The organism is Clostridium hominis (assembly GCF_014287825.1).
In the GTDB taxonomy this organism is placed as follows: domain Bacteria; phylum Bacillota; class Clostridia; order Clostridiales; family Clostridiaceae; genus Clostridium; species Clostridium hominis.
The window spans coordinates 403,141-430,060 of sequence record NZ_JACOOO010000016.1; the positions used below are offsets into that span (position 1 = coordinate 403,141).

Consider the following 26,920-nt stretch of genomic DNA (forward strand, 5'->3'; position numbering starts at 1 on the left):
ATAAGGTGCTAATAGATATTTTATTATATTTATCTATTAGCACTTCTAATTTATAAATTCTCTTTAATTTTTAATTAGTATAAGTTAAATAATCTTAAGAATTTTTGCCACATATTAAGATTTTCTTCTACTTTACTTTCTACTTCTTTAACATTAGTTTTTTCTACTCCTGTTGTCTTTATTACAAATTGCACTGACTCAACATTGGTATTTTTATCTGATACAAATGATATAACTTCTGAATCTGAACCTGTGAACTTTTCTAGCATAGAATCAATTTGAACATCTACTTCATCTTGTAATCCACTTGTTTCTTTAGAAAATTCTCCTGTTCCTTCTGCCATAGTTTTTGTTCCACCATAAAGTTCTGATGTTCCATTTACTAAATCAAGTGCTCCACTGCATATTTGACTATATCCTATAGTTATACTATTTACAGCATTTGTGTATTCATTAATTCCAGAATCTAATATGCTGTAATTTTCAGTAAGCATATTTATTCCGCTCTTTAAATCATTCATATTTACTAATAGATTTCCTAATGATGATATAAGGTTTTGTATGCTTGCATCAAATACTTCATAGTTTTGTTGTAATGCAGTTGCTCCCGTCATAAGCTCTCCACTTTCACTGTCTAGAGCTGAATCTATCCCAGCTATTAAAGCTTGGCTTCCTTGTATATAAGCAACATCTGCACTTAAAAGTGCTTCAACTGATATAAGCTTTCCTGCCGTTGTAACATAATTAACTACTGCATTAGTATCTCCTGAAGCATATTGATTAAATAGAGCTGTAGCTTCTGCATCACCTGCAGCCACTAACTGACCAATACTAGCTTGTACTCCTTCTATTCCTCCGCCTACATAAGCACTATAAAGAGTTCTTTGTGTATCTGTTATTCCTAAAGCAGCAATAGCATTATTATGGCTGTTTATAAAATCATTTATATCTGTTAATCCATTTTGTGATAATGATCCATAGTATGTGTCTATTGATCTATCTATAGATTGAAGTCCTCCTACAAGCATAGCTATTCCATTTTTTATTTGTAAAGAAGCATCACTTAACTTTGTAATTTCATCAGAAGAAATAGTAACTCCATTTAATGCTGAACCTATAGTTTCTAAGGCAGTTTTTACTTCTGTAGAACCATTTGTTAATGATGATGATTTGCTATTTAAAGTATTTAAAGCTTCATTAATTGTATTTATTCCATCATTTAATTTTCCTGCTCCACTATTAAGGGTTTCTGCTCCGTCGTTTAGGTCCTTAGCGCCACTATCTAATTCGCTTACTGCATCTTGTAATTCTGTTATCTTATCTGAAAGATCACTAGTATCAACACTATCCTTACTAATACCTAGATTCAACTTGATTCCATTTATATCAATACCATCCATTTCAAAATCAGTTACATCTGCTGATATTTTAATATCTTTTTCGTTGCCTGGCATCACTGTGTAAGTAAGCTGTTTTAAATCACCAGCATTAGCTACTGTAGCTCCTTCACTTACAATATTTTTGCATATATTTGTATCTAACTTAACTGTAGATTGTAATGCATAATTTTCAAAAAATCCTTCTTTTGCCTTAGTATTTTCTGTAATATTAATTTCTATCGTAAGCTTTCCACTCATTCCTGCAATTTCTTCTGGGGAATATTCTTTTCCATCCATCTTATAAGTAATATCTATATTCCACGGTATTTCCGCATTTTCCATAACACCTTCATAATATAGCTTATCTTTAGAATTTTTTATTTTTATTACTCCTGAATCATAAGTAATTTCATCATTAGTATTCATATTTCTTACTTCTACATAGTCACCATAATCAGTTATATCACTATCATTAAATATATTAACTACGTAAGTTCCAAGTAAATCGCCATCAGAATTTAAATTTACATATACTACTTCTTCTTTTTCACTAGCTAATGAAGCTGCTTGTACAACAGTTGGTAATATACTTGAAATTACAAATAGAGATGTCATAACACCTGCTGCAGTTCTTTTTACTACTTTATTATTCATTTATATCAACCCTTCCTTTACATCTACTCTTTCTGCTTTTTTAATCTTATTCTTTTTAACAACTAAACTATCAAAAATGTATAACAAACCTGGTATAACAAATATTACAATTACTAATGAGCATATTGTTCCTTTTCCAAGAAGTCTTCCAAGTTGGGCTAATAATTGATGACTTGTCATATATCCAAGTAAAAGTCCTACAGCTGTCAATACTGTACCTGAAGTAAGTATTGAAACCATTGATACTGATACTGTCTTTACTATAGACTCTTTTTTATTAAAATCTTTTCTAAACTCTAGATATCTTTCGGTCATTAAGATTGCATAATCTACTGTAGCTCCCAATTGAACTGAGCTTATAATTAAGTAAGCAATATAAAATAATGGTGTATTCATATAGTAAGGTATTGAAAGGTTAAACCAAATTGCTGTTTCAATAGCTAAAACTAAAATTATTGGAACAGATATAGACTTCATTGTAACTGCTAATACTACAAAAACTGCTCCAATTGCTAGTAAATTAACACTAACCATATCTGCTGTTACTGTATCCATTAAATCATAGGTACTTACAGTACTCCCTGCTAAATAATATTTATCTCCATAATATTCTTTTGCAATACTTCTAATTTCCTCTACTAACTTAAAAGCTTCTTCTCCTTCATAATCACTTTTAACTGTAATGACCATCCTACTATAATTATCACTTATTAATTTAGATAAAGTATCTTCATCTAAATACTCCATAGGAACTTCTGCACCAGCTTTATCTACATAAGATATTATAGAGCTTACCTCTTCAACCTCCTTAAGCCTTTCTGATAATTTTTCCTCTGTATCAAAGTCACCTCTAGGTACCATTAATACAAAATTATTTGACTTGCCAAAAGTATCTTCTATTAATTTTGTATCTCGTCCTAATTTAGTATCTTCTCCAAATATCTTAGAAGCTCCATAATAATAATCGTTATTTATAGATGCTAAATAAGAAGGTATAATTATAACTGCAAATAAAATAGTAAATGGAATCATAATCTTTCTTACCACTTTAGAGAATCCATCGAAACTAGGCATAAAGCTTCTATGCTCACCTTTATCAATTATCTTACTACAATACAAAATTAATCCTGGAGTAAAAATAAACACTGTTATTAAGCTTAAAGCTATTCCCTTAGCTAAAGCAAGCCCAATGTCTGGACCTAATTTAAATTGCATTACTGTAAGAGCTAAAAAGCCAATTACGGTGGTTAATCCACTAGATAAAATCGAACCAGTAGATTTGCACAGTGCTTGTACCATAGCTTCTTTATTATCTACTCCTTCATTTCTTACCTCTTTATATCTGTGTAATAAAAATACAGAATAATCTAGTGATACCGCTAACTGCAATATGTTTCCTGCTGCATTAGTTACAAAAGATATTTCTCCAAAAATCAAGTTTGTACCAGAGTTTATCATAATCGCTACACCTATTGATAATAGTAATATTATAGGTTCAAACCATGATGTTGTAGTAACTAATAGAACTAATAAAGTAAACGGCACTGCTATCATCACTATTCTAGCAATTTCCTTTGTAGTAGATTCTGTTGCAACAACTGTATCTACTACTGTTCCTGAAAATGCATTATCATCACCAATCAAATCTCTTATCTCATTTACAGCTTCTATTCTTTTACTTTCATCTATAGTTACTGTAAATAAGGCATTTCCATCAATATAGTAATCTCTAATTATATCGTTATCTATAGTTTCCAATGGCTCTTTTATATTAGCTGCATCATCTAGCCACGTAACTTCATCAACACCGTCAATAGATTCAAGCTTCTCTTTAATATCAATAGCTTCAGGTATAGTAACATTAGATACCATTATCCTTCCATTAGGTATTCCACCTTTAAACTCACTTTCCATTACATTTATAGATACTGTTGATGCCGTGTCATCTGGTAGGTAATCATTAATATCATAATTAACAGAAACAAATTGTTTACATAAGACTGAAAATATTGCTACTATAAAAAATACTATTAGAACTAATCTCTTATGCTTTACAACTCCTCTAAAAAATTTTTCCTTCATTATCTTATTTCATCCCCTTTTAACAACTTTTCATTATTAGACACTGTGTTGATTAATTAATTCATTTAGATTATAATAGACTAAAATTCCCATATCAATAATCAATATTTTTGAAAATGTTAAAAACTAGACTATCTTTCAACCACCAGAATATTACTAGACAACTTTTAAAAATATGTCTAGTTTTAGGTCTGATTATTAATGAAACCTTAGGAGGATACTATGGAACAGAAATCTACTGACAGACGTATTAGAAAAACTAAAACCGCTTTAAAAAATGGTCTTATAGAGCTGATGTTAGAAAAGAACATAAATGATATTTCCGTTAGAGAGCTTACAGAAAAAGTTGATTTAAATAGAGGAACTTTCTACTTACACTATAAAGATATATTTGATCTTTTAGAAAAAATTGAGGAAGAATTATATGAAGAATTTAACAATATTTTTCATTCTCATGATCCAAGTGATTGCGATAATGTTTTATTAGATCTTCTAGAAGATATCCTTGTCTTTTTAAAAAATAATGCTTTAATGTGTACTGTATTATTAAGTCCTAATGGAGATATCGCTTTCGTAAATAAACTAAAAATCATAATTCGCAATAAATGCTTCGATGCTTGGAGTATACTATTTAACGCAAAAAAAGCAGATACATTTGATTATTTCTATAATTTTATACTTTCTGGGTGTCTTGGAATTTTTGAAGCATGGTTAAAGAATGGATTAATTGAATCCCCCCACGAAATGGCTATATTAACTGAATCATTCATACTTCATGGAATTGAAGTTTTAAAATAAATAAAAAAGACTAGCACTTTAGTTGGGGGACTGTGTGCTAGTCTTTTAGCTTTCAAGTAAAATTATTTAGGGGTAAATAATAATGCTTTAACTACTTTATGTCCTTATAATATACCTATTTTGTGACAGTTTGGTGTCAAAGATATTACAATATTATTTCCCTTTTTATAAACTTTAATAAGCTGTGTATCCACCATCACTCATAATAATTGAGCCTGTTATATGTGCTGCTTCTTCACTTGCTACATAAAGTATAGTTGCCGCTTGTTCTTCTGCAGTTGCTGAACGTTTTTGTAGTGTTTCAGTTTTTCCACCTATCATAGTTTCTGATTTTGCTTCTTCTATGGATTTACCTTGTGCCATAGCAGCTCCAATTTTACCCTTTATTTCTTCTGCACTTCTATCATTTAATGGTGTTGCTGTTCCTGCTGGTGAAACTGAATTGCAACGTATATTAAATGCAGCCAAGTCATTAGCTACAGCTTTTGTTAATCCATTAAGAGCGTGCTTAGATGAAACATAAGCACTTGATCTATAGAAACCTGTACTTCCAGCAATAGATGATATATTTACTATAGATCCACCTTGTTTATGTTTTAACATATTTTTAGCTTCCTCTCTACAACAATAAAATGCTGAATTTAAATTTGTATTTATAACTCTTAGCCATTCCTCTGTAGATAATTCATCAATTCTTTCTCCATGTCCTACAATACCTGCATTGTTTATAGCAACATGAATATCTCCAATTTCATTGTTTATTACATTAAATAAATTAATAACTTCATCTTCTCTACTAACATCAACTTTAATAAATCTTGCATTACCCCCATTTTCAACTATCTCATTAACTACTGATTGGCCTCTTTCTTCATTACGTCCTACTACTATTACAAAAGCTCCTTCCTTTGCTGCTCTAATACATACAGACTTACCTATACCAGATGTTCCTCCTGTAACTAACATGTTTTTCCCTTCAAATCTACCTTCAAAATAATCTCTCATTTAAATTCTCTCCCTTCATTATTATTATTTTTATTATAACATATTTTTACAATTACCTCGTTAAATATTTAATAATCTCTTTGTACAATTTAATACTCCCTCGTACAAATTATCATTCATATATAAAGCATATTAAGTTGAATTATTTCTATTTTGTTAACTAATATGAGTAATTATTTAGTATCCCCTTGATTATAGGTTAAAATAATGGTAATTTATGTTATTTTAATAAAATTTATTTACAAACTTTGTCGAATGATGTATATTGTAACCGTAACCACTAAATTCACAAAAAATTCATAAACAATTATATGATATATAGAAAGGATTATTATCATGGCTAACATTGGAATATTTGACGTTTTAGGACCAGTTATGATTGGTCCATCCTCATCACACACAGCTGGTGCAGCGAGACTTGGTAAAATAGCTAGAACTATTGTTAATCAACCTATTAAGGATGTAACATTCTTACTTCATGGTTCTTTTAGAGAAACTTATAAGGGACACGGAACAGACAGGGCCCTTGTAGCTGGAATATTAGGAATGCTTCCAGATGATGTGCGACTTAAAGATTCAATTGCAATAGCTGAATCCGAAGGTATAGCACTTAGATTTCTCCCTGCTGATTTAGGACAAGTTCATCCTAATACAGTAAAATTTCTTATTACAGACTCAAATGATATTCAGTGGGAAATACTAGGTTCTTCTATTGGTGGTGGACTAGTTGAAATTTATGAGATTAACGGAAATAAAGTAAAAATCACAGGTGAATATCCTACAATTATTACTTGTCATGATGATATTCCAGGTACTGTCTCAAAGATTTCTACTCTTTTCTATGAAAATAAAATTAATATAGCTTTCATGACACTTGTAAGAAGTCAAAAAGGAAAAGATGCCACGATGACCTTTGAAATAGATGATAGTATTTCCGAAGAAATCATAGATAGTATAAAAGCAATAGATGGTGTAAACCGAGTTATTTTAATTAATTCTTTAGGAGGATTTTAACTATGAAAATTGCAAGCTCTGGTGAAGAACTTATTAAGATATGTGAGGAAGAGCAAATTTCTCTAAGCGAATACGCTATTCGTAAAGAGATGGAAGCTAAAGAAGTTTCCAGAGAAGATTTATTTGCTCAAATGAAATATACTCTTGATGCAATGAGAGAGGGCGCTACTTTAGGTAGAGAGAAAAAGGTATATTCTCTTAGTGGACTTATTGGTGGAGATGCTTATAGACTACAGCAATATAGTAAATCTGGTAAATCGTTAATGGGTGCTGGTATTGTTACTGCAATGGCAATGGCTATGTCCTCATCAGAAGTAAATGGTTCTATGGGTAAAATAGTAGCATGTCCAACAGCTGGCTCATGTGGTATTCTACCTGCAGTAATCTTAACTACTGGCGAATTATTAAATAAAACTGATGATGAACTTATCACAGGTTTATTTGCAGCTTCAGCTATAGGAATGATAATAGGAATGAATGCAACTTTCTCTGGTGCAGAAGGTGGTTGCCAAGCAGAATGTGGTTCTGCAGCTGCAATGGCAGCTGGCGCAGTAGTTGAACTTATGGGTGGTACTCCAAAAATGAGCTTAGATGCTGCTGCTATTATTTTCAAAAATGTATTAGGTCTTGTATGTGATCCCGTTGCTGGACTTGTTGAAATACCTTGTGCAAAAAGAAATGTATCTGGTGCAATAAATGCTCTTTGTACAGCAGATATGGTAATGGCAGGTGTCGATTCAAAGATTCCTTTTGATGATGCACTTTCAGCAATGTACAAAGTAGGTACAAGCTTACCTGCAGAATTAAGGGAAACAGCTTTAGGTGGCGTTGCTGTTACTGAAACTGGTTTAGCTCTTAAAGAAAAGGTATTTGGCAAAGCTTCTGAATAATAAATATATAATTAACTACTTGATAATAAAATTTTAACTAATTATAAACTTAAAAAATACAAATGATTAATAGGGGATGAAAAAATGGATATCATATTTGGAACTGTTCTTTTACTTGTAGTTCTTGGACTATTTACTTTGTTTAGCTATAAAGCACCAAACGGAATGAAGGCTATGGGAGCACTCGCAAATGCAGCTTGTGCTAGCTTCTTAGTTGAAGCCTTCCACTTCGCATTCTTTGGTGAAGTATTAAAAATTGAATTTTTGCAAGGTGTAGGTAATGCCAACGGTAGTCTTGGTGGTGTTGCGGCAGCAATACTTGTACCATTAGCTCTTGGAGTTTCTCCAGTTTATGCAGTATTAACTGGGCTTGCATGTTCAGGCTTCGGTATTTTACCTGGATTTATAGCTGGATACCTTGTATCTTATATTGTTAAATACTTAGAAAAGAAAATACCTGCTGGTTTAGATCTTATTGCTATCATAATTATTGCAGCTCCACTTTCTCGTTTAATTGCAACTGGTATGAGTCCAATAGTTGACAGTACATTATTAAGAATAGGTGATGTTTTACTTTCATCCGCTAATTCAAGTCCTATAATCATGGGAATTATTCTTGGTGGAATATTAACTGTAGTTGCTACAGCTCCACTTAGCTCAATGGCTCTTACTGCTATGCTAGGATTAACTGGTGTACCAATGGCTATAGGTGCCTTAGCAGTATTTGGATCTTCATTTATGAACTATGTATTCTTTGACAAAATGAAATTTGGTTCTAGAAAAGATACAATTGCTGTTGCTATTGAGCCTCTTACTCAAGCAGATATAATCAGTGCCAATCCTATTCCAGTTTACGTAACAAACTTTATAGGTGGTGCATTAAGTGGAATAATAGTATCTCTTATGGGATTAGTTAATATGACTCCAGGTACAGCTACTCCAATTGCAGGATTTGCAGTTATGTTTGCTTATAACCCAGCTGTAAAAGTTCTAATAGCAGCTGCTGGATGTATAATAGTAAGTGTAATAAGCGGATATCTAGGATACTTAATCTTTAGAAATAAAAAGATCCTTACTGCTGATGAAATCAGAAACCCAAAAGCGGCTTAATATCATTAAATTAATATACATATACTAAAAAACTAGCCTTAGTTACTTTGCTACTTCACTAAGGCTAGTTTTTCTTATATATTAAAAGTCATAGATTTCTCTATGACTTTTAATACTTAGTTCTGAAAATAATTATATAGTTATTCTTTATCTAAAACATATCCATAAGCTCTAACTTTACCTTCCTCTTTTTCAAGATAAACACCTTGAATTTCAGGGGCAAATCCTGGGAAGCTATTAATTCCCTCTTCTAAAATTAAGAAATATCTTTGAGCTACTGTATTCCATCTTTCACCTGGAACTACACAAAATACTCCTGGTGGATATGGAAGAGCTCCTTCCAATGCAATCTCTCCAACTATATCAGTTAATGGTACAAGCTTAGCATTATTTCTCTTAAGCTCAATATTAGCTTCTCTTGGGTCCATCACATACTCTGGAAGTGAATCTCTTCTAAATAATAGCTTTTGATAAGTCTTAGCATCATTCTTTTTATAGAAATCATGCATTTCTTGACATAATCTTCTTATAGTATATCCCTTATAACGCTCTTCATATTTAGCGTAAAGTACAGGTAAAACTTCACTTAATGGAGCATCTTCTTTTATAAATGTTTCAAATCTTACAAGATGATTTACAAGACCTTTCATCTTTGCAGAAGTTTCTGCTGGAGTTAATAAGAAAAGAATTGAGTTTAAATCGCATTTTTCTGGTATAACTCTATTGTCTCTTAAATAATTTGCAAGTATTGTTGCTGGGATTCCAAACTCTTCGTATTCACCAGTTTCTACATTTATTCCTGGTGTTGTAAGCATAAACTTATTAGGATCTACAAAATATTGATTTTCTCCATAGCCTTCAAATGAATGCCACTTTTCTCCTGGATGGAATTTAAAGAATTCGATATTCGTTGATATTTCTTTTGTATCATAATCCTGCCATGGCTTCCCGTTAACTACTGGTGGAATAAATGGCTTTAATAATTCACATCTTTCTAAAACATCTTTTCTAGCATCAACACCAATTTCTATACATTCTGCCCAAAGCTTTCTTCCAGCTTCTCCATCTTGCATTCTAGCATTAACATCTAATGCTGCAAATAATGGATAGAAAGGACTTGTTGAAGCGTATAACATATAAGCATTGTTGAAACGTTTATGATCTATATAACGCTTTTGTCCTCTAAGATGACTATCTTTTTTATGGATTTGTGAAGTCTGAGAAAATCCTGCTTGTTGCTTGTGAATAGATTGTGTAACAAATATACCTGGATCTTCTGGTTTTAAATCTAATAACAATGGTGAACAATCTCTCATCATAGGGATAAACTGTTCATATCCAACCCACGCTGAGTCAAAAAGTATATAATCGCAAAGATGTCCTATTTTATCAACTACTTGTTTAGCGTTATATATAGTACCATCATAAGTTCCAAGCTGAATTACAGCTAGTCTAAATGGTCTCTTACTCTTAGCTTTTTCTGAATCTACTTTAGCTGCTTCATCTCTTAAATATTCCTCATTAAAGCAATGAGCATCTATTCCTCCTATAAATCCAAAAGGATTACGAGAAGTTTCTAGATATACAGGCTTACCTCCCGCAGTTACTAAAGCTGAATTGTATATTGATTTATGGTTATTTCTATCAAATAAAACTAAATCACCAGGGGCAACTGTTGCATTAATAACTACAGCATTTGACGTGCTTGTTCCATTCATTACAAAGTATGTTTTATCTGCATTATATACCTTAGCTGCATAAGTTTGAGCTGACATAGCAGGACCTTCATGAATTAGTAAATCTCCTAAATCAACATCTGCATTACATATATCTGATTTAAATATATTTTCTCCAAAGAATTCATACATAGCTCTTCCTGCTGGGTGTTTTAAGAAGTATTTTCCGCCTTGATGCCCTGGGCAAGCAAAGGCTAAATTTCCTCTTTGAGAATATTTGCTTAAAACATCAAAAAATGGTGGTAGCATTTGTTCTTCATATTTATCGGCAGCTTCATTTATTTCCTTACTGAATTCTTCTGTATTTATTTCGTCAGCTTTTACTATCTTAGAAACCTTATTTATTATAGCTGGATCAATATCATCACTCTCAGCTATTACAAATATATCTATTCCAAATTTCGTATCATATATGCTATTAATAACTTCTATATCACATTCATTAACTACAGCAACTGCTACATCAGTGTAATCAGTATTTTCTGCTAAAATAATCTGTCTGTCTGTATAGAAATAATATTCTGTTTTATTAGTACAAGCAATCTTTAAGGATTTCATGCTTATTCCCCCTTGCTTTTTCATATATAGTTATGATTTGCTTAATTTTAAAATATATTACGTATACTTTAATAATTAACATCATAATTATATAGGCAGTGCATTTGAAAGTAAATGATGTAATATAATAATATTCTTAATATCAAAAAAAGCACCTATTTGGTGCTTAATTCTTAACATAATATATAAATTTATTTTATCCTATTCTTCCATTTTTCATAAATTGAGCAAGTTCCTTTGCATAATAGGTTAATAATATATTTGCTCCTGAACGATATATGCTTGTTGCAGTTTCACATATAATATTCTCTTCATCAACAAATCCCATTTTTGCTGCTGCCTTTATCATAGCATATTCTCCACTAACACTATAAGCTGCTACAGGTACATTAACTTCATTAGCAACATCACGAATTATATCTAAATATGATAATGCAGGCTTAACCATAATAATATCTGCACCTTCATTAATATCTAGAAGAGCTTCCTTCATAGCTTCCTTTCTATTGTGATAATCCATTTGATAAGTTTTCCTATCACCAAAGGATGGTGCTGAACCTGCTGCTTCTCTAAATGGTCCATAAAAGGAAGATGAATACTTAACTGCATAAGACATAATAGGACTATTTTCATAACCATTTTTATCGAATTCTCTTCTTATTGCAGCAATTCTACCATCCATCATATCAGATGGTGCTACCATATCTGCTCCAGCCTGTACATGTGATAATGCTGTTTTAGCTAATAAAGGAAGTGTACTATCATTGTCTACATCATTCCCTTTTAACATACCGCAATGTCCATGCGAAGTATATTCACAAAGACAAACATCAGTTATGTAATAAAGTTCTGGAAATTCTCTCTTTGCAACCTGCAATGCCTTTTGTACAATTCCATCTTCAATCCAAGCTCCACACCCACTTGGATCTTTTTTATCTGGAATCCCAAATAACATAACATTCTGAACTCCACTTTTTGCAATCTCTTCTAGAGCTCTTGGTAACATATCTACACTATATCTAAATTGATTTTCCATTGAGGAAATCTCTTCTTTAATTCCTACTCCCTCTTTTATAAATATAGGATATACTAACGACTTTGCATCCATTCTTGTTTCTCTAACCATAGAGCGTACAAAAGGATTACTTCTTAGTCTTCTAGGTCTATCTATTAAATCCATCAATTAATCCCTCTCTTACTTTCTTCAATGACGCACTCTACTAAGCTTTCAACGGTAGCCTCTTTTGAAATTGATATTTTCATTCCATAATTACTTGCTTCCTTTGCTGTCATATTTCCAATGCAAATTGCATTTACAGAACTATAATCTAAGTATTCCATGGTATTTACAAAGCCTCTTACTGAAGATGCACTTGTAAACACAACATAATCACTATCATTAATATTCAATTCATTATTTTTTTCATATTCAATATCATATAAAGGAACTATATCCATTTGGTTTTTGTATTCTTTTAGATTATTGCATAATTCACTATCTACTTCTCTTGGTACGCAAACCATAATTTTATCATCTATAGAAATATGCTTTGCTAAACCCTTAGCCATACTTTCCCCATAATATTCTTCTGGAATATAATCAGTGAATAATCCTCGTTTTTCTACTGCTTTTTTAGTTGCAGGTCCAACTACTGCAAATTTAATATCTACTAGATTTCTAATATCAACTCTTTTCTTCAATAAGCTATCAAAGAATATTTCCACCGATGCTTCTGAAGTAAATGCAATCCAATTATATTTTTTTATATTATTAATTGCTTCATCTAGAATATCATTGTTATTAATAGCTACAGTTTTAATACTTGGAAGTTCTACTACCTCTGCTCCTAAATCATATAACATTTCCTTTAATTTAGATGATTTACGTCTAGGTCTAGTAATTATTATACGGCTACCTCCTAAAGGTCTCTTCTCAGCCCATGAGAACTGTTCTGATAATGAACACACCTTGCCAACTATAATTATTCCCGGAGTTCCTATATTGTTTTTTCTAGCTTCTTCTGGTAATGTTTCAATAGTTGCAACGACCTTACGCTGATTATATCTAGTTCCTTTTTCTAATATAGCTGCAGGCATATTTTTATCCATTCCCGCTTCTATTAATCCCTTTGAAATTTCAGGCAAAGCACCTACACTCATAAGAAATACTAAGGTCACATCTCCTAATGCTACTAAGCTTTTATAATCAATAGGATCATTACAGCCTTTCTTTTTGTGTCCTGTTATGATGTGTAGAGATGAAGTAAAATCTCTATGGGTAACTGGTATTCCTGCATATGCTGGCACAGAAATAGCTGATGTTATTCCTGGTACAATCTCAAAAGGAATGTTATGTTCACAAAGTAATTCTAATTCTTCACCACCACGTCCAAATAAAAATGGGTCCCCACCCTTTAACCTAACAACTCTCTTACCTTTTAAGGCTTCATCTAATAAAATTTGATTTATTTTCTCTTGTACAACTTTATGATTTCCAGCATGCTTTCCAACATCTATACAAGTAGCATATGATGGAATCATATTCATAATCCCATCACCAACAAGTTGATCATAAACAACAACATCAGCTTTTTCTAATACATATTTTCCTTTTAGAGTAAATAAACCTTCATCAGAAGGACCAGCCCCTACAAGCCATACTTTTCCTTGCTTCATCCTATTACTCCTCTCAACTTATTTGCCAATGTTTCTCCTAAAGCTTCTGCTTTTAATACATCGCCTACTATACTATCAATTATGTGTTCTTTAGTTGATTCATTATAATGAAGCCCAACTAATTTTATTTCATTTCCAGAAACCCTTGCGTGAGCAGCTATTGGAGATGAACATCCACCATTTAATACTCGTACAAAACTACGCTCTGCTGTAGCACAATAAGTTGAAAGTGGATCATTTATAGCTTCTAAAAAGCTAACATCTAAATCCTTTCTAGATTGAACTGATAATATTCCTTGTCCTGCCGCTGGAATCATCTCTTCAACTGAAAAATACTTACTAATCCTATTTTCTAAACCAACTCTATGTAGCCCTGCTGCTGCAAGAATAAGCGCAGAATACTCTCCTCTATCAAGCTTTGCAAGACGAGTTATAATATTTCCTCTAACAGGTGTTGTTTGGACTCCTGTATATAATTTTTCAATTTGCAACTTACGACGATTACTAGATGATCCAATATTAGATAAAAGTATCTCTTTATCAATATTCTCCAAGGTTTTACCTTTTGGCAAAATCAATGCATCTCGCACATCTCCACGCTTTGGAAGTGCAACAATAGGTAAATCATCACTAATATCCATTGGCATATCCTTTAAGCTATGAATTGCAAGATCAATTCTTCCATCTAATAATGCTTGATCTAACTCTTTTACAAATAAACCTTTTCCACCGATTTTATCTAAGGTTTTATCTAAAATTAAATCTCCTGTAGTTTTTAATGTAATTAACTCTAGCTCTAGATCTGGATTACATTTACGAATTTGTTCCATAACTAATTCTGTTTGCATCACAGCTAACTTTGAATCCCTGCTCCCTATGATAATCTTCTTTTTTCTCATAAATCTACTCCTATACCCAATCTACTCTTTTGATTCTTTAACCTATTACCTGCTATTCTTAGCTGTTAACTCTAACGCTTGAAGTAACTGATTATATTGCTCTATTTCCATATTTTCACGTAACCCAAATATAATCTTTGATACAGCCTTTTTTGCAGCAGCTTGTACACTCGATTGCAAAAAACCTTTATCATCTTCAGATATATTTATATTCTTATATACTTTAGTAAGCTTACAATCTGTTAACTCTCCAACTACTTCACTTATTTCATTTACCTTAGGTGCTAAAGTTCTAATATGATACCAATTAATAAAATCTTGTTTATATTCTAATAAAATCTCTCTTGCAGATTCTAAATCTTCATCTGCACACTCTGCTCTTACCCCAAAGTCATCTATATGTAAAAGTGTTACATTATTAAGCTCCTTAATTCTTGGGTCAATATCTCTAGGCAAAGCCATATCTATGAAGTGATAATTTTTATCTCTATTTAGTAAAGTTTTAAGCTCCTCAAATTTCATAGTATAATGAGGGCTTCTTGTAGCACTAAAAATAAATTCCTTTTCTTCTATTCCATTATACCTTTCTTCATATAGTACTACCCCTGAACCATGAGGTATAATAGCTTGTTTCTTTTTATATTGCCTTAAAGTCATTTCAACCTTTGCTCCTGCTTTAACTAAATGACTAGCCATAAGACGTCCCATTTCCCCATTTCCAATTACAAGACATGACTTATCTTTTAATGAACTATATCTTTCTTCTAATTGAGAAATTATCGTCTCCGGTAACGAACGATTTTTATTTGTTAATACAATCTCTGTTTTTACCTTCTTTGCTCCTGTTACTGCAGTTCTAAATAAAGTCTCTAATATGCTATCAACATATCCATTTTCCCTAGCATTATCTGTAGCTACTTTTAATTGAGTTAAAATTTGATCTTCTCCAAAGATTTGAGAATGTATTCCACATGCAAGTTCTAAGAGATAATCTACAGCTTCTTCTCCCTGCCTTAAAACAAAACGTTTCTCTATATCTTTTTTTATAAGAAGGTTAACTTCATATCTCTCTAATACTTCATTTATAAAAAAGTCTATTGCTAATGGAGTATTTCCACTAACCCAAAGCTCTGTACGGTTACAGGTGGATAAAAAAATACACCCTTTAGCCATTCCTGAATTTATTAATTTTTTTGCTATCTTAGATTGATCCTCTAATGTTAATGAAAACATCTCTCTATATTCAAGCTCAGCATTACTATAATTAATTCCTGTCATATAAATATCCATATGCTCATCCTTTATAAATAACAATATAGATTTCCACACACTAAACTGTTATATATTTAACAGCAAATGTTATATATTTAACATATCATAATTACATATTCAATTAAATTAAGTTTTACCTAAGTATATCATCAGAAAAACCTATGCTTAATCCTTTACATAAAAGCTTAATAAATCCATAATTTCTGGATGTTTAAAGCTAGAAGCTACTTGAATAAAGTTTACAATACTATGGGATAAGAACTTATTTTTATGATATACAATAGAAAAGCACCTATTCCATGTACATTCTTCGTTTTCCAATACTACTATACTTCCATTTTTAATTTCTTCTTCTACTAATCTAACTGATAAAACAGCTAAGCAATTTTGATCTATTACAGCATTTATCATAGCTGTAGGACAATTAGCCACTACACTTTCTTTTATTGTAATACCTTGTTTATTTACGTAATTTTCAAACTGTTCTCTTGTTCCACTACCTTTTTCTCTCATAGCAAACCTTTGATTATTTAACTCTGACACTGTAAAATGACGGCTTTCAGCTAATGGATGTTCTTTATTACAGACAAGTACTAAATAGTCATCTACTACTGGAATACTTACTAAATCTGGACTTTTCACAATACCTTCAACTAAGGCTATATCTATATTAGCTTTTAATAATTCCCCTTCTATTGCTTGTGTATTATTAACATAAGAGTATACCTCAACAGTATCATCAATACGTTCAAACTCTTTAATAACATCATTAATTAAGCAACTACCTATTGTAATTGTTGACCCAATTCTGAATGCTTGTACCTTAGAGGATTCCAGCATCTTACTTTCTAATTCATCAAACTGCTTTACAACTTGCTTTGAATAATATAATAGCTTCTTTCCTTCCTCAGTAATAAACAATCTTTTAGATAAACGTTCAAATAATAAAAATCCATAATGCTCCTCTAACTCTTTTATTATCTGGCTTACCGTTGGTTGTGATAAATAAAACTTTGCTGCTGCAATGCTCATTTTCCCACTTTCTGCTACCTCATTAAATACACGTAAATGCTTAATTGTCACGTAATTACACCCCTTTTATTATCTATACCATATCCTTTTTCTCTCTCGACATATATCAACAAAAAGTTCATAGGTAAAGCCTATGACCTTAATAAGATAATATCACTTTCCTAATATTAACACAAATGTTATATTTAGAGTGACAGTATGTTAAATAAATGACAAGGAAGTGATTTGGTGAAAATACTTATTGTTGGCGGTGTAGCTGCTGGTACAAAAGTAGCTGCTAAATTAAAAAGAGAAAATAGAGATTTAGAAATTACCATATTAACAAAGAGCTCTGATATCTCATATGCTGGATGTGGTTTACCTTACTATGTTGGTGACTTAATTCATGAACGTTCAGGTCTTATTGTAAATACACCTGAAAGTTTCTCTGCACTTACTGGTGTTAAGGTATTAACAAAAATGGAAGTAACCAATGTAAATCAGGAAGAAAAAACTGTATCTGCTTTAAGCTTAGATACAAATGAATCTTCAACTTTTACATATGACAAGCTAGTCATTGCTTCTGGGGCAAATCCAATTAAACCAAGACTTGATGGAGTAGATTTAAAAGGTGTTTACTTTATGAGAACACCAGAGGATGCAATTTCATTAAGAGGTTCTGTAGAAGCAGGAGAAATAAAGCGTGCTATTGTTGTTGGAGGCGGTTTCATTGGACTTGAAGTTGCTGAAAACTTAGCATTACAAGGAGTTAAAGTATCTGTTCTTGATATGGCAGATCATGTACTTCCAGGTTTCGACCCTGAATTCTGTGAATATGTAGAGAATCATCTTGCTGACCACGGTATTATGACTTTCACTAATACTCGTCTTGAAGGTATTCTTGGAACAGATAGAGTTGAAAAGGTTAAAACTCAAAAGCGTGCAATGAAATGTGATGCAGTAATTCTTGCAATGGGTATACGTGCAAATACTTCTTTCTTAGAAGGTACATCAGTTGAACTTATGCCTAATAAAACAATTAAAGTTAATGAATACTTACAAACAAACGATTCTGACATCTATGCAATAGGTGACTGTGCATGTGTTACAAATTCAATTACAAATGTTCCTGCTTGGTCTCCAATGGGATCTTCTGCAAATATTGAAGGACGTATAGCCGCACAAAATATCGTAGGAAAAGAATTAAAATATAACGGTGTTTTAGGTACTGGCGTTTGTAAATTACCAGAATTAAATGTTGGACGTACAGGTTTAACTGAAAAACAAGCTCAAGATGCCGGATTTGATGTAGCTTCTGTTGTGACTGTAGTTGATGACAAGGCTCACTACTATCCAGGTGCATCATCATTTATCGTAAAAATGATTGCTGATAAAGAAACTAAAAAGCTATTAGGTCTTCAAGTCCTTGGTAAAGGTGCTGTTGATAAAATGGTTGATATAGCAGTAACAGCTATTACTATGAATGCTTCTTTAGAAGATATTGAGAATATGGACTTAGCTTATGCACCACCATTCTCTACAGCAATACATCCATTCTCTCATACAGTAAACGTATTACTTAATAAAATCAGTGGAGCATTTACAACAATAACTCCATTGGAATACAAAAATAATAAACCAGAAGAATACAAAGTAATTGATGCTTCAATAGCACCTTCTATTACTGGTGCTCCTTACATGGATCTTACAAAGGTGACAGGCCCTGTAGATGGATATGGCTTAGATGATAAATTGCTACTAGTTTGTACTAAAGGTAAACGTGCTTACCTACTGCAAAATCGTTTAAAACATTATGGCTACACAAATACTCTTGTACTTGAAGGTGGTTCTACTTTCTCAGAAATAGAATTGTAATAAAAAAAATTATATATAACTTTGGGAGGAAATAATTATGGCAGAAATGACTATGACTCAACTTAAGGTAACGGCAGAAGATGAAAAAAGAGTAAAGGCGATGGGCTTCTTAAGAAACAAAGGAACTGATTGTTTCTCAGGCAGAATTATAACTGTAAATGGTAAAATAACCGCTGCTCAAAATAAATGTTTATCAGAAGCAACAGATTTATATGGTAATGGAGTTGTAACACTTACAACTCGTCTTACAATTGAATGTCAAGGAATCCACTATGATAATATAGAAAAATTCCAAGAATACATCGCAAAAGAAGGTTTAGTAACTGGAGGTACTGGTTCTAAGGTTAGACCTGTTGTAAGTTGTAAAGGGACAACTTGTCAATATGGTTTAATCGATACATTCGCTCTTTCTGAAGAAATTCATGAAAGATTCTACAATGGATATGCAAATGTAAAATTACCTCATAAATTTAAAATAGCTGTTGGAGGATGTCCAAACAACTGTGTAAAACCAGACTTAAATGATGTTGGTATAATTGGTCAAAGAATTCCAAACTATGATGAAGATTCTTGTAATGGATGTAAAAAATGTGCTGTTGCAGATGTCTGTCCAATAAAAGCTGCTACTCTTGAAGATGGTATCTTAGAAATCAATAGAGATGAATGTAATAACTGCGGACGTTGTATTGGAAAATGTCACTTTGATTGTATCGAAGACGGTACTACTGGATACAAAATCTACATTGGTGGTAGATGGGGTAAAAAAGTCGCTCACGGAATTTCACTAGATAAAGTATTTACAACTAAAGAAGAAGCTTTAGATGTAGTAGAAAAATTAATATTACTTTACAGAGAACAAGGACAAACTGGTGAACGTTTATCTCAAACAATTGAACGTATCGGATTTGAAAGAATTCAAGAAGAATTACTTTCTGATGCTATTTGGGATCGTAAGCAAGAAATCCTTGATGCGCAACTTCACTTAGTTGGTGGAGCTACTTGCTAATATAATATTTAATAACTAAAATCATCTAGTATAAGCATAAAAACTGCCTTAAAAGAGTCCTAATTCCCACAATTTAGGATTCCTTTAAGGCTACTATAAGGTGGGTAACCCCACTTTATTTATAATATTTTTCGTTTATTTTTTAACAAATTAATTGGTATTAAAGGGAGATGGTCTTATGAACAAAAAATCTTATTTTGCCATTGGGGTATGTACTGTCATTGCAATTATCGCTACTTACTTAGGAGGGCTACAAAATGTTATAGGAGCACCTATGATAGGGCTATTTATAGGTATGTTGATAGTTAATATACTTCCATCAGTAGATAAGGATTTTAAAAAAGGAACTACATTTGCAGGAAAAAAATGCTTAAATATTGGTATTATCCTTGCTGGTGCTACTTTAAATTTCACACAAATTCTTGGTTATGGTGCAAAAGCACTTCCATTAATTATTTTTAATATATGTCTTGCTTTTACTGTTGCATTTTTCGTAGGAAAGAAATTAAATCTTTCTGATAATACTTGTACTTTAGTTGGTGGTGGTACATCTATTTGTGGTGGAACTGCTATTGCAACTCTTTCATCAATAATTAAAGCAAAGGAAAGTGAAATTGCTTATGCTATGACAGCAATATTTTTATTTGATATTTTCGCAGCATTAGTTTATCCTTACCTAGCTGGCGCTATGAATTTAACAGCTAATCAATTTGGATTCTTAGCTGGTACTGCAATAAACGATACTTCTAGTGTTGCTGCTTCTGAAGCTACTTATAATGCATTACATGGACTTGACCTTAACTTAGCAATTACAGTAAAGCTAACTAGAACAACTATGCTTATTGCTCTTGCTGTAATTTTTACAATCCTTGCAATACGTAAGGAAGCAAAAGAAAATGCTATTGCTTCAGCAGGACAATCAACATTAAATCAAGGTTCATCAGTTGCAAGTCAAGTTGCTATTACTAAGCAAGCAAGCGTTGGCCAAACTGTATTAAAAGTATTTCCTTGGTTTATTCTTGGATTTCTAATTATGGCTGTATTAAATACAATGGGTCTATTCAGCAATATTGAAGGCTTATCTAATCTTTTTAAAACTGGTTATAAGTTCTTTATTACTGTGGCTCTTGCCGGTGTAGGATTTAAAATCCAATTTAAAGATTTATTTACTAAAGGAATTAAACCTATAATTCTTGGTGGATGTACATGGCTTGCAGTTGCTGCTTCATCTATAGCATTTATATTTATATTTGCAAGCTATGTAGGATAATTTATAATTCATAATTAAAAATTTAGAATTAATTATAAAAAAGGCTAGCACTTTCGTTGGGGGACATTAGTGCTAGCTTTTATAAAAGGTGGTTTTTTAGGGGTAAATAATAATGCTTTAACTACTCTATGAATTTATGATAACTCTCTTTTATGTCAATCAGGTGTCAAGATAACCTTGCTTATATATATTTTGCTGTTAAAGATTCTTTACAATTATGCAAATTCACTGGAGTACCTTCAAATATTATCTCTCCACCTTTAGTTCCACCATCTGGTCCAAGGTCGATAATCCAGTCTGCTACCTTAATAACATCTGGATCATGTTCAACAACAATTACAGTATTCCCTTTATCCCTTAACTTTTTTAAAAGGTTATTTAATTTATGAACATCTCTTGGATGAAGTCCTATACTAGGTTCATCAAATATGTACATTAAATCAACAAGATTACTGTTAAGATGTTTTACCATCTTTATTCTCTGAGACTCTCCCCCTGATAACGATGAAGTTTCTCTATCTAAAGTCAAATATCCAAGTCCTATATCAATAATATTGTTTAACTTTTCAACTATACCTTTAATTAATTCATCTATTTGCATACTAGTTAAGTCTGCAATATTATATTCATTGATTAAAACTTTATAAACTCTTTCATGAAGCCTTTTTCCATTACAAAGAGGACATTCACCTTCAATTAATAATTTATTAAGCTTCTTTTTAGCAGCTTCATAAACTTCTCCCTCTTTCTTTAAATAAAGCCTGTTAAACTTAACTAATAAACCTTCGTAAGTTAAATTCATTGTTCCAACATCATCTATCTTTATTTTTTCAGGCTCTCCATATAAAAACTTCTGTAGCTCCTCTTCTGAATAGTCACATATCTTTTTATCATTATCAAAGAATCCTGACTCAGTGAATAACTTCCAATGCCAAGAACCTACCCCAAAGCCTGAAAGCAATATTGCCCCTTCGTTTAAAGACTTATTCATATCAAGTTTTTCTTAATTACCTCAAGTATCTTTACACCAATTTCATTTAATGGCTCTAATAATTTATTATAATATAGAAAGAAAACTCTGGTGTATAGTATAAACTTATATACTATACTATTTGATATGAAAATTCATTATTATTACTAATTAAAATTCTACAGTTATATTTACTTTTAAATAATTAAGCTACCAAAGCTTATTAAAAAAATAGCTCTGATAGCTTAATTATCTCTACTCTATACCAAACTTATTTTCTGGATTGAAATCATCAGGATACTTTTCTGAAATAGTAAGTTTTTTATTCTTATCTACGCCTGCATAAAAAACATCTTCAATATTATTTATACTCTTCTTCTTAAGTTCACATTGTAGCCACTTTTTATCTATACCAGCTATTTCAAGATTCTTATCTATTATTTTTCCATCAATTATAATATCATTTAGCAAAGAAAGACTCTTTACCTTTAAATCCATATCATATGGAGTTACTGGTTTCTTATTAGCTTTTATCAAAACTGACAATTGTCCATTACTCTCCATTATTGCAAATTGTACATCCTCTAAATTGAAAACATCCTTTTCTCTTAATTTCATCATAAGCTCATTTATCGTAATCTTAAGCTTTTTTATATTTTTATCAATAATACGTCCATTTTCTATTAATATCAAAGTCTTAGCATTTATTATCCTTCTAGCTGTATAACTTTTTAAATTTAAATAACTAGTTGCTATAGTTAAAAGTGAAAAAGTTATTAATGCTATAATTCCTGAAAAAACTACATGATCTTTATTAATTATAATTTTAGCAATCATTGAACCTACAGAAACACCTGTTATAAAATCAAAGAAATTCATTTGTGAAATGATTTTAATACCAATTAACTTACTAAGAATCAATGCTAATACATATATTAAAATACTCTTAATTATTGTGCTAAACAATATACTACTATACATATAAAGACTCTCCTTCTCTAAAATATAACTATATTTTAAGCAAGGGTTGTAATTTTATTCATTTCTCTTATTTGTAATCATCTCTGGAAGCAATGCTAAATAAGGAATTAAAGAATATTTCATAAAAGGTATTCTTCGTCCATCCTTACAAGTATATTTATCGCTAATACTTGTCATTATTAGGTCTGTAAATACCTCTAAAATATCTACTTTTTTATAGTTATTAATCAGTTTCTACATTTTTCTACATATATTGACACAAAATTATACAAATGTTAGTATTATCCTGAAACTTATTTTAGGGGGAAATTTATATGAAAAGAAAAAAGATATCATACTTATTAGCAACTATGGTAATTATTTCTTCATTAGCTGGATGTTCAAGTAATTCAACAACATATTCAGCTACTGTTAAAGGACATAATGATGATGTTATGGTTGAAGTGTCACTTGATGGTGATAAAATTACAAAAGTAGAAGTAACATCACATAAAGAAAGTGAAGGAATCTCAGATAAAGCTATATCAGATATTCCAAAAGCTATAGTTGAACAACAATCTCTTAATGTAGATACTATATCTGGTTGTACAGTTAGTAGTACTGCTGTAATAGAGGGAACTAAAAAAGCTTTAACTGATGCTGGTATTGATATATCAAAATATGAAAAAGCATCTACTAATTCAAGTTCAAATGAAGCAGAATTTTCTTTAGAATGGGATGCACAACCTCAATTAGGTATTATAAAAGGTGATTATTATAAAGTTGAAGAACGTTTCAGACAAGGCCACTTAGGAACATTAGAAGTTGTTCAAAACGATGGTAAGCTTGTAGAAGTTGAGTTTAATGAACTTACTAGACCAAATTACTACAAACGTTACTATCAAAACGTTTCTAAACGTTTCTCAGAATATAACTTTGATATGGGAGCTTCTAAGGGTGCCGCTTGGATTCAAAGTGTTGTTTCTGTAGAACAACAAATGCTTGATACACAAAGCTTAACAGGAGAATTTGATGTTGTTTCTGGTGCATCTAATAGTATAGAGCAATCTATGCTTCCATTAGCTGAAAAGCTTAATGCTACACTTGGAACTCCAACTGGTGAAAAGTACTATTCTATAGCTGAGGAACTTGGCGGTGGATTAACTGGTAAGTTAAAGGTTATAGTTAAAGACGGACAAATATTAGAATGTAGATATGATGAAATATTTGCTAACTCTCAAGATGATATAGAAGATCCAAAATACAAGAAACATTACAGAACATCAAAATATGAAAGCGTTGAATATCATGAACCATCTCGTATAGGTTTCAATATTCAAATGGATGCTTTAAATGATAAAGTAGTTGAAACTCAAGATTTATTTGATTTAACTGGACTTCCAGCTATCGAAGCTACTGGTGATTACAAAAGTGCTGGATATACGGAGAGAAACTCTGCTTGGGATAATTACTTAAAATTAGCTGAAAAATTATCTGCTGAAATGAAGGCTGATGGCGTTCTATAATTAAATTTTTATACTTAAAAGGTTGGCATATTGCCAACCTTTTCTTAATGTGCTTTCTAATAAAAAATATTTTACTTACAGAAACCTAATAAATGGTTTAATATAGAAAAGAGTTTGCTTATAATTAATATATACAAATATAAAATACTAAATTGAGGGGTTTATGTATGAGAAAGAAAGATATACTTGAATTAAAAAAAAGATTAAAGAAAGATCACTGTACTTTTACTAAAATGTGTGGTTGCTATGTTAGTGGAGAAAAGCATGTTATTTTAAAATTTAGAGAAACATTTCTAAACCTAGAGGAAGATGATTACCATAAGTACATGGAGATTGCTAAAAAAGTTATGTCTGGTACTATCGGCAATAATATACTTCAGCTTGAATTTCCACTTAACGAAGACCTTATTAATGAAAAACAAATTTCTCTTATGCAACTAAAGAGTAGCGCATTAAAAGATGATGCTCTTCTTGATAGTTTTTACGAATCTATTATAGAGAATTACGATTATACAGGTAACTTTTTAATACTTCTGTATCATGATGCTTATGATGTTATTACTAAAACTAAGGATAACGCTAAGCTAGATGAATCTGAAGAAGTATATGAATATGTATTATGTGCAATTTGTCCAGTTTCACTTACTGCACCCGGTCTTAGATACTATGAGGATGAAAATAGAATAAAGGCTCGTGATAGAGATTGGGTAGTTGAAGCTCCAGCTAATGGATTTATATTCCCAGCATTTATTAATCGTAGTTCAGATGTTAACTCTATTATGTACTATACAAAAAATGCTAAGGATCCACATTATGAATTAATGGAATACGCTTTAGGATGTCCTTCAAAACAAACTGCTACTATTCAAAAAGAAACATTCCAAGAAATAATTAAAGGTTCCTTTGGTGCTGATGAAAAGAAAGCTGATAAAGTTTTTATGGAAGTTCAAGAGAGCATCAATAATATGATAGAGGAACATAACTCTATGTATGAAGATGTAGCTGATGCTGAACCTATAATAATATCACATAATGATATTCAAAATATCTTAATAGAAAGTGGCGTTCCTGAAGAACTTGCACCTAAAATTGAAAAATCATATGTGTCAAACTTCGGTAATGACTTACCTTTAGCAGAAAACTTAATAGATACAAAGGTTCTTAAGGCAAGTGAGCAAAGAAGAAAGGAAGAACACCTTGTAAAGCAAGTTGAGATACTTCAAAACAGACTTGAAGAAGTAAAAAAAGAAGCTGCTATAACTAAGGAAGTTATTAAGTCTACAGAAGTTATAGAAGGTAATGTTGCCCTAGAAACTTCAGCTGAAGATGAAGCTAAAGAAACTTTAGATAATAATACTGAAGAAACTCAAGATACAAATTCTGATGACACTGTAGAAGAAATTACTGAAAACTCTTCTGAAGTTGATGAACCTGCAACTGATTATGATGTTATACTTCAAGTAAAACCAGAGAAAATACCTCAAATAAAATCACAAATAATTGACGGTAAAAAATTCATACTTATTCCTATCGATGAAGATGAACAAACTACAGTTAATGGATTAAATGATTTAGTTTAATCCATATGTTAAATTAAAATGTTGATAGGGAATACTAGCCTAGGTTCTAATTTACTAGTATAATAATTTCTAGTTTATTATGTTCCTATGTAAGTATCCCCTACCAACAAATTTCTATTTATCTTTCTAAAATTCATTTTAATTATATTTTATACTTTTTAATTTAGCATTTACTATCGTTCTTTCATCTCCTGTAGCATTTGTACATGTTGATAAGGTTATTATATTTTTCTTACCATCATCATCATACCTTAATGACTGAACAGATTTATTCATTGCACTATCTATATAATTATAGAAATCCTCATAATCTAAAAAATTACGTTTGTATGGAAAATCCTCTCCATGAGTTACATATACTGAAAATATTTCATATTCTAAAACTTCATTTTCTAAATATATATATATATTCTTATTATCATTTAAAAACTCCGACTTCAACAAATTTGAAAGTGTTCCAAACATACTTTTATCCTTCATATTATGACCATGTAATATTATATTGTCATCTTCTAAAGTATTTCTTGAATCTATAAATATACTACCACCTTTATTTTCTTCCCCTTTAAAGTTTTTATATAAATATTCTTCATTATTATCTGGCTTTACAACAGGATAATTAATATTAGTATTAGGAACAAATATCCAA

General features: G+C 31.2%; 22 protein-coding genes. 9 read left to right on the plus strand and 13 right to left on the minus strand.

Annotated elements, in window-relative coordinates; translation table 11 throughout:
- Positions 1 to 74: 74 nt before the first annotated feature.
- Both H8S20_RS10090 and H8S20_RS10095 read right to left on the minus strand, forming a co-directional pair.
- The gene (locus H8S20_RS10090; RefSeq protein ID WP_186860029.1) at positions 75 to 2,033 is read right to left on the minus strand and encodes a YhgE/Pip domain-containing protein; all 1,959 of its coding nucleotides are present in this window, start codon (positions 2,031 to 2,033) and stop codon (positions 75 to 77) included.
- Positions 2,034 to 4,115 carry an efflux RND transporter permease subunit gene (locus tag H8S20_RS10095; protein ID WP_186860030.1) on the minus strand — a complete coding sequence of 694 codons (2,082 nt, stop codon included), beginning with the start codon at positions 4,113 to 4,115 and terminating at the stop codon, positions 2,034 to 2,036.
- Between the two features lie 222 nt (positions 4,116 to 4,337).
- Here H8S20_RS10095 and H8S20_RS10100 point away from each other — a divergent pair, with 222 nt between their 5' ends.
- A complete protein-coding gene (locus H8S20_RS10100; protein ID WP_186860031.1) occupies positions 4,338 to 4,913 on the plus strand; it encodes a TetR/AcrR family transcriptional regulator in 576 nt (191 codons plus the stop codon).
- A 174-nt stretch (positions 4,914 to 5,087) separates the two neighbouring features.
- Here H8S20_RS10100 and H8S20_RS10105 read toward each other — a convergent pair whose 3' ends face one another.
- Positions 5,088 to 5,918 (minus strand): SDR family NAD(P)-dependent oxidoreductase, encoded by an 831-nt coding sequence (locus tag H8S20_RS10105; RefSeq protein ID WP_032117407.1) that lies wholly within the window; start codon positions 5,916 to 5,918, stop codon positions 5,088 to 5,090.
- 336 nt (positions 5,919 to 6,254) lie between these two features.
- Between H8S20_RS10105 and sdaAB the strand changes: the two genes are divergently transcribed.
- The 3 genes from sdaAB to H8S20_RS10120 all read left to right on the plus strand — a co-directional run bounded on the left by sdaAB (position 6,255) and on the right by H8S20_RS10120 (position 8,932).
- Positions 6,255 to 6,932, plus strand: coding sequence for an L-serine ammonia-lyase, iron-sulfur-dependent subunit beta (gene sdaAB, locus H8S20_RS10110; protein WP_186860032.1), 678 nt, complete (start codon positions 6,255 to 6,257; stop codon positions 6,930 to 6,932).
- Positions 6,933 to 6,934: 2 nt separating this feature from the next.
- Entirely contained in the window at positions 6,935 to 7,822 is an 888-nt protein-coding gene (sdaAA, locus tag H8S20_RS10115; RefSeq protein WP_186860033.1) for an L-serine ammonia-lyase, iron-sulfur-dependent, subunit alpha, read from the plus strand.
- Between the two features lie 84 nt (positions 7,823 to 7,906).
- Positions 7,907 to 8,932, plus strand: coding sequence for a PTS sugar transporter subunit IIC (locus H8S20_RS10120; RefSeq protein WP_186860034.1), 1,026 nt, complete (start codon positions 7,907 to 7,909; stop codon positions 8,930 to 8,932).
- A 140-nt stretch (positions 8,933 to 9,072) separates the two neighbouring features.
- Here the strand turns inward: H8S20_RS10120 and speC are convergent, their stop codons facing one another.
- From speC to H8S20_RS10150, 6 genes are all read right to left on the minus strand, one after another.
- Complete coding sequence (speC, locus tag H8S20_RS10125) at positions 9,073 to 11,226, minus strand: ornithine decarboxylase (RefSeq protein ID WP_186860035.1); 2,154 nt, start codon at positions 11,224 to 11,226, stop codon at positions 9,073 to 9,075.
- 196 nt (positions 11,227 to 11,422) lie between these two features.
- Complete coding sequence (gene hemB / locus H8S20_RS10130) at positions 11,423 to 12,406, minus strand: porphobilinogen synthase (RefSeq protein WP_186860036.1); 984 nt, start codon at positions 12,404 to 12,406, stop codon at positions 11,423 to 11,425.
- Positions 12,406 to 13,902: a uroporphyrinogen-III C-methyltransferase gene (gene cobA, locus H8S20_RS10135; protein ID WP_186860037.1), complete on the minus strand. Its 1,497-nt coding sequence runs from the start codon at positions 13,900 to 13,902 to the stop codon at positions 12,406 to 12,408. The genes hemB and cobA overlap by 1 nt, the downstream gene beginning before the upstream one ends.
- Complete coding sequence (gene hemC / locus H8S20_RS10140; RefSeq protein ID WP_186860038.1) at positions 13,899 to 14,801, minus strand: hydroxymethylbilane synthase; 903 nt, start codon at positions 14,799 to 14,801, stop codon at positions 13,899 to 13,901. The genes cobA and hemC overlap by 4 nt, the downstream gene beginning before the upstream one ends.
- A 45-nt stretch (positions 14,802 to 14,846) precedes the next feature.
- A complete protein-coding gene (hemA, locus tag H8S20_RS10145) occupies positions 14,847 to 16,091 on the minus strand; it encodes a glutamyl-tRNA reductase (RefSeq protein WP_186860039.1) in 1,245 nt (414 codons plus the stop codon).
- A gap of 147 nt (positions 16,092 to 16,238) precedes the next feature.
- Positions 16,239 to 17,156, minus strand: a complete 918-nt coding sequence (locus tag H8S20_RS10150) for a LysR family transcriptional regulator (RefSeq protein ID WP_186860040.1) — start codon at positions 17,154 to 17,156, stop codon at positions 16,239 to 16,241.
- Positions 17,157 to 17,333: 177 nt separating this feature from the next.
- Between H8S20_RS10150 and H8S20_RS10155 the strand changes: the two genes are divergently transcribed.
- The 3 genes from H8S20_RS10155 (at position 17,334) to H8S20_RS10165 (ending at position 21,235) form a co-directional block, all read left to right on the plus strand.
- Positions 17,334 to 18,959 (plus strand): FAD-dependent oxidoreductase, encoded by a 1,626-nt coding sequence (locus H8S20_RS10155; protein ID WP_186860041.1) that lies wholly within the window; start codon positions 17,334 to 17,336, stop codon positions 18,957 to 18,959.
- Between the two features lie 37 nt (positions 18,960 to 18,996).
- Positions 18,997 to 19,965, plus strand: coding sequence for a ferredoxin-like domain-containing protein (locus H8S20_RS10160; RefSeq protein WP_436231594.1), 969 nt, complete (start codon positions 18,997 to 18,999; stop codon positions 19,963 to 19,965).
- A 178-nt stretch (positions 19,966 to 20,143) separates the two neighbouring features.
- A complete protein-coding gene (locus H8S20_RS10165) occupies positions 20,144 to 21,235 on the plus strand; it encodes a YeiH family protein (protein ID WP_186860042.1) in 1,092 nt (363 codons plus the stop codon).
- 181 nt (positions 21,236 to 21,416) lie between these two features.
- On the opposite strand, the gene H8S20_RS10170 is transcribed toward H8S20_RS10165, so the two are convergent.
- The 3 genes from H8S20_RS10170 to H8S20_RS20685 all read right to left on the minus strand — a co-directional run bounded on the left by H8S20_RS10170 (position 21,417) and on the right by H8S20_RS20685 (position 23,363).
- Positions 21,417 to 22,226, minus strand: coding sequence for an excinuclease ABC subunit UvrA (locus H8S20_RS10170; protein ID WP_243177602.1), 810 nt, complete (start codon positions 22,224 to 22,226; stop codon positions 21,417 to 21,419).
- 234 nt (positions 22,227 to 22,460) lie between these two features.
- Positions 22,461 to 23,186: a DUF421 domain-containing protein gene (locus H8S20_RS10175; RefSeq protein ID WP_186860043.1), complete on the minus strand. Its 726-nt coding sequence runs from the start codon at positions 23,184 to 23,186 to the stop codon at positions 22,461 to 22,463.
- Between the two features lie 54 nt (positions 23,187 to 23,240).
- The gene (locus H8S20_RS20685) at positions 23,241 to 23,363 is read right to left on the minus strand and encodes a hypothetical protein (protein WP_279288172.1); all 123 of its coding nucleotides are present in this window, start codon (positions 23,361 to 23,363) and stop codon (positions 23,241 to 23,243) included.
- 137 nt (positions 23,364 to 23,500) lie between these two features.
- Between H8S20_RS20685 and H8S20_RS10180 the strand changes: the two genes are divergently transcribed.
- Both H8S20_RS10180 and H8S20_RS10185 read left to right on the plus strand, forming a co-directional pair.
- Positions 23,501 to 24,691 (plus strand): FMN-binding protein, encoded by a 1,191-nt coding sequence (locus H8S20_RS10180; RefSeq protein WP_186860044.1) that lies wholly within the window; start codon positions 23,501 to 23,503, stop codon positions 24,689 to 24,691.
- Positions 24,692 to 24,858: 167 nt separating this feature from the next.
- Positions 24,859 to 26,271 carry a DUF4317 domain-containing protein gene (locus H8S20_RS10185; protein WP_186860045.1) on the plus strand — a complete coding sequence of 471 codons (1,413 nt, stop codon included), beginning with the start codon at positions 24,859 to 24,861 and terminating at the stop codon, positions 26,269 to 26,271.
- A 138-nt stretch (positions 26,272 to 26,409) separates the two neighbouring features.
- On the opposite strand, the gene H8S20_RS10190 is transcribed toward H8S20_RS10185, so the two are convergent.
- Positions 26,410 to 26,920 (minus strand): class B sortase (locus tag H8S20_RS10190; RefSeq protein WP_186860046.1); only part of this gene is annotated, 511 nt, incomplete at its 5' end.

Excerpts from the sequence above, each read along its gene's own strand:
- H8S20_RS10090 (WP_186860029.1), bottom strand. The coding sequence starts at position 2,033 with ATGAATAATAAAGTAGTAAAAAGAACTGCAGCAGGTGTTATGACATCT.
- H8S20_RS10095 (WP_186860030.1), bottom strand. The coding sequence starts at position 4,115 with ATGAAGGAAAAATTTTTTAGAGGAGTTGTAAAGCATAAGAGATTAGTT.
- H8S20_RS10100 (WP_186860031.1), top strand. The coding sequence starts at position 4,338 with ATGGAACAGAAATCTACTGACAGACGTATTAGAAAAACTAAAACCGCT.
- H8S20_RS10105 (WP_032117407.1), bottom strand. The coding sequence starts at position 5,918 with ATGAGAGATTATTTTGAAGGTAGATTTGAAGGGAAAAACATGTTAGTT.
- sdaAB (WP_186860032.1), top strand. The coding sequence starts at position 6,255 with ATGGCTAACATTGGAATATTTGACGTTTTAGGACCAGTTATGATTGGT.
- sdaAA (WP_186860033.1), top strand. The coding sequence starts at position 6,935 with ATGAAAATTGCAAGCTCTGGTGAAGAACTTATTAAGATATGTGAGGAA.
- H8S20_RS10120 (WP_186860034.1), top strand. The coding sequence starts at position 7,907 with ATGGATATCATATTTGGAACTGTTCTTTTACTTGTAGTTCTTGGACTA.
- speC (WP_186860035.1), bottom strand. The coding sequence starts at position 11,226 with ATGAAATCCTTAAAGATTGCTTGTACTAATAAAACAGAATATTATTTC.
- hemB (WP_186860036.1), bottom strand. The coding sequence starts at position 12,406 with ATGGATTTAATAGATAGACCTAGAAGACTAAGAAGTAATCCTTTTGTA.
- cobA (WP_186860037.1), bottom strand. The coding sequence starts at position 13,902 with ATGAAGCAAGGAAAAGTATGGCTTGTAGGGGCTGGTCCTTCTGATGAA.
- hemC (WP_186860038.1), bottom strand. The coding sequence starts at position 14,801 with ATGAGAAAAAAGAAGATTATCATAGGGAGCAGGGATTCAAAGTTAGCT.
- hemA (WP_186860039.1), bottom strand. The coding sequence starts at position 16,091 with ATGGATATTTATATGACAGGAATTAATTATAGTAATGCTGAGCTTGAA.
- H8S20_RS10160 (WP_436231594.1), top strand. The coding sequence starts at position 18,997 with ATGGCAGAAATGACTATGACTCAACTTAAGGTAACGGCAGAAGATGAA.
- H8S20_RS10165 (WP_186860042.1), top strand. The coding sequence starts at position 20,144 with ATGAACAAAAAATCTTATTTTGCCATTGGGGTATGTACTGTCATTGCA.
- H8S20_RS10170 (WP_243177602.1), bottom strand. The coding sequence starts at position 22,226 with ATGAATAAGTCTTTAAACGAAGGGGCAATATTGCTTTCAGGCTTTGGG.
- H8S20_RS10175 (WP_186860043.1), bottom strand. The coding sequence starts at position 23,186 with ATGTATAGTAGTATATTGTTTAGCACAATAATTAAGAGTATTTTAATA.
- H8S20_RS20685 (WP_279288172.1), bottom strand. The coding sequence starts at position 23,363 with ATGACAAGTATTAGCGATAAATATACTTGTAAGGATGGACGAAGAATA.
- H8S20_RS10180 (WP_186860044.1), top strand. The coding sequence starts at position 23,501 with ATGAAAAGAAAAAAGATATCATACTTATTAGCAACTATGGTAATTATT.
- H8S20_RS10185 (WP_186860045.1), top strand. The coding sequence starts at position 24,859 with ATGAGAAAGAAAGATATACTTGAATTAAAAAAAAGATTAAAGAAAGAT.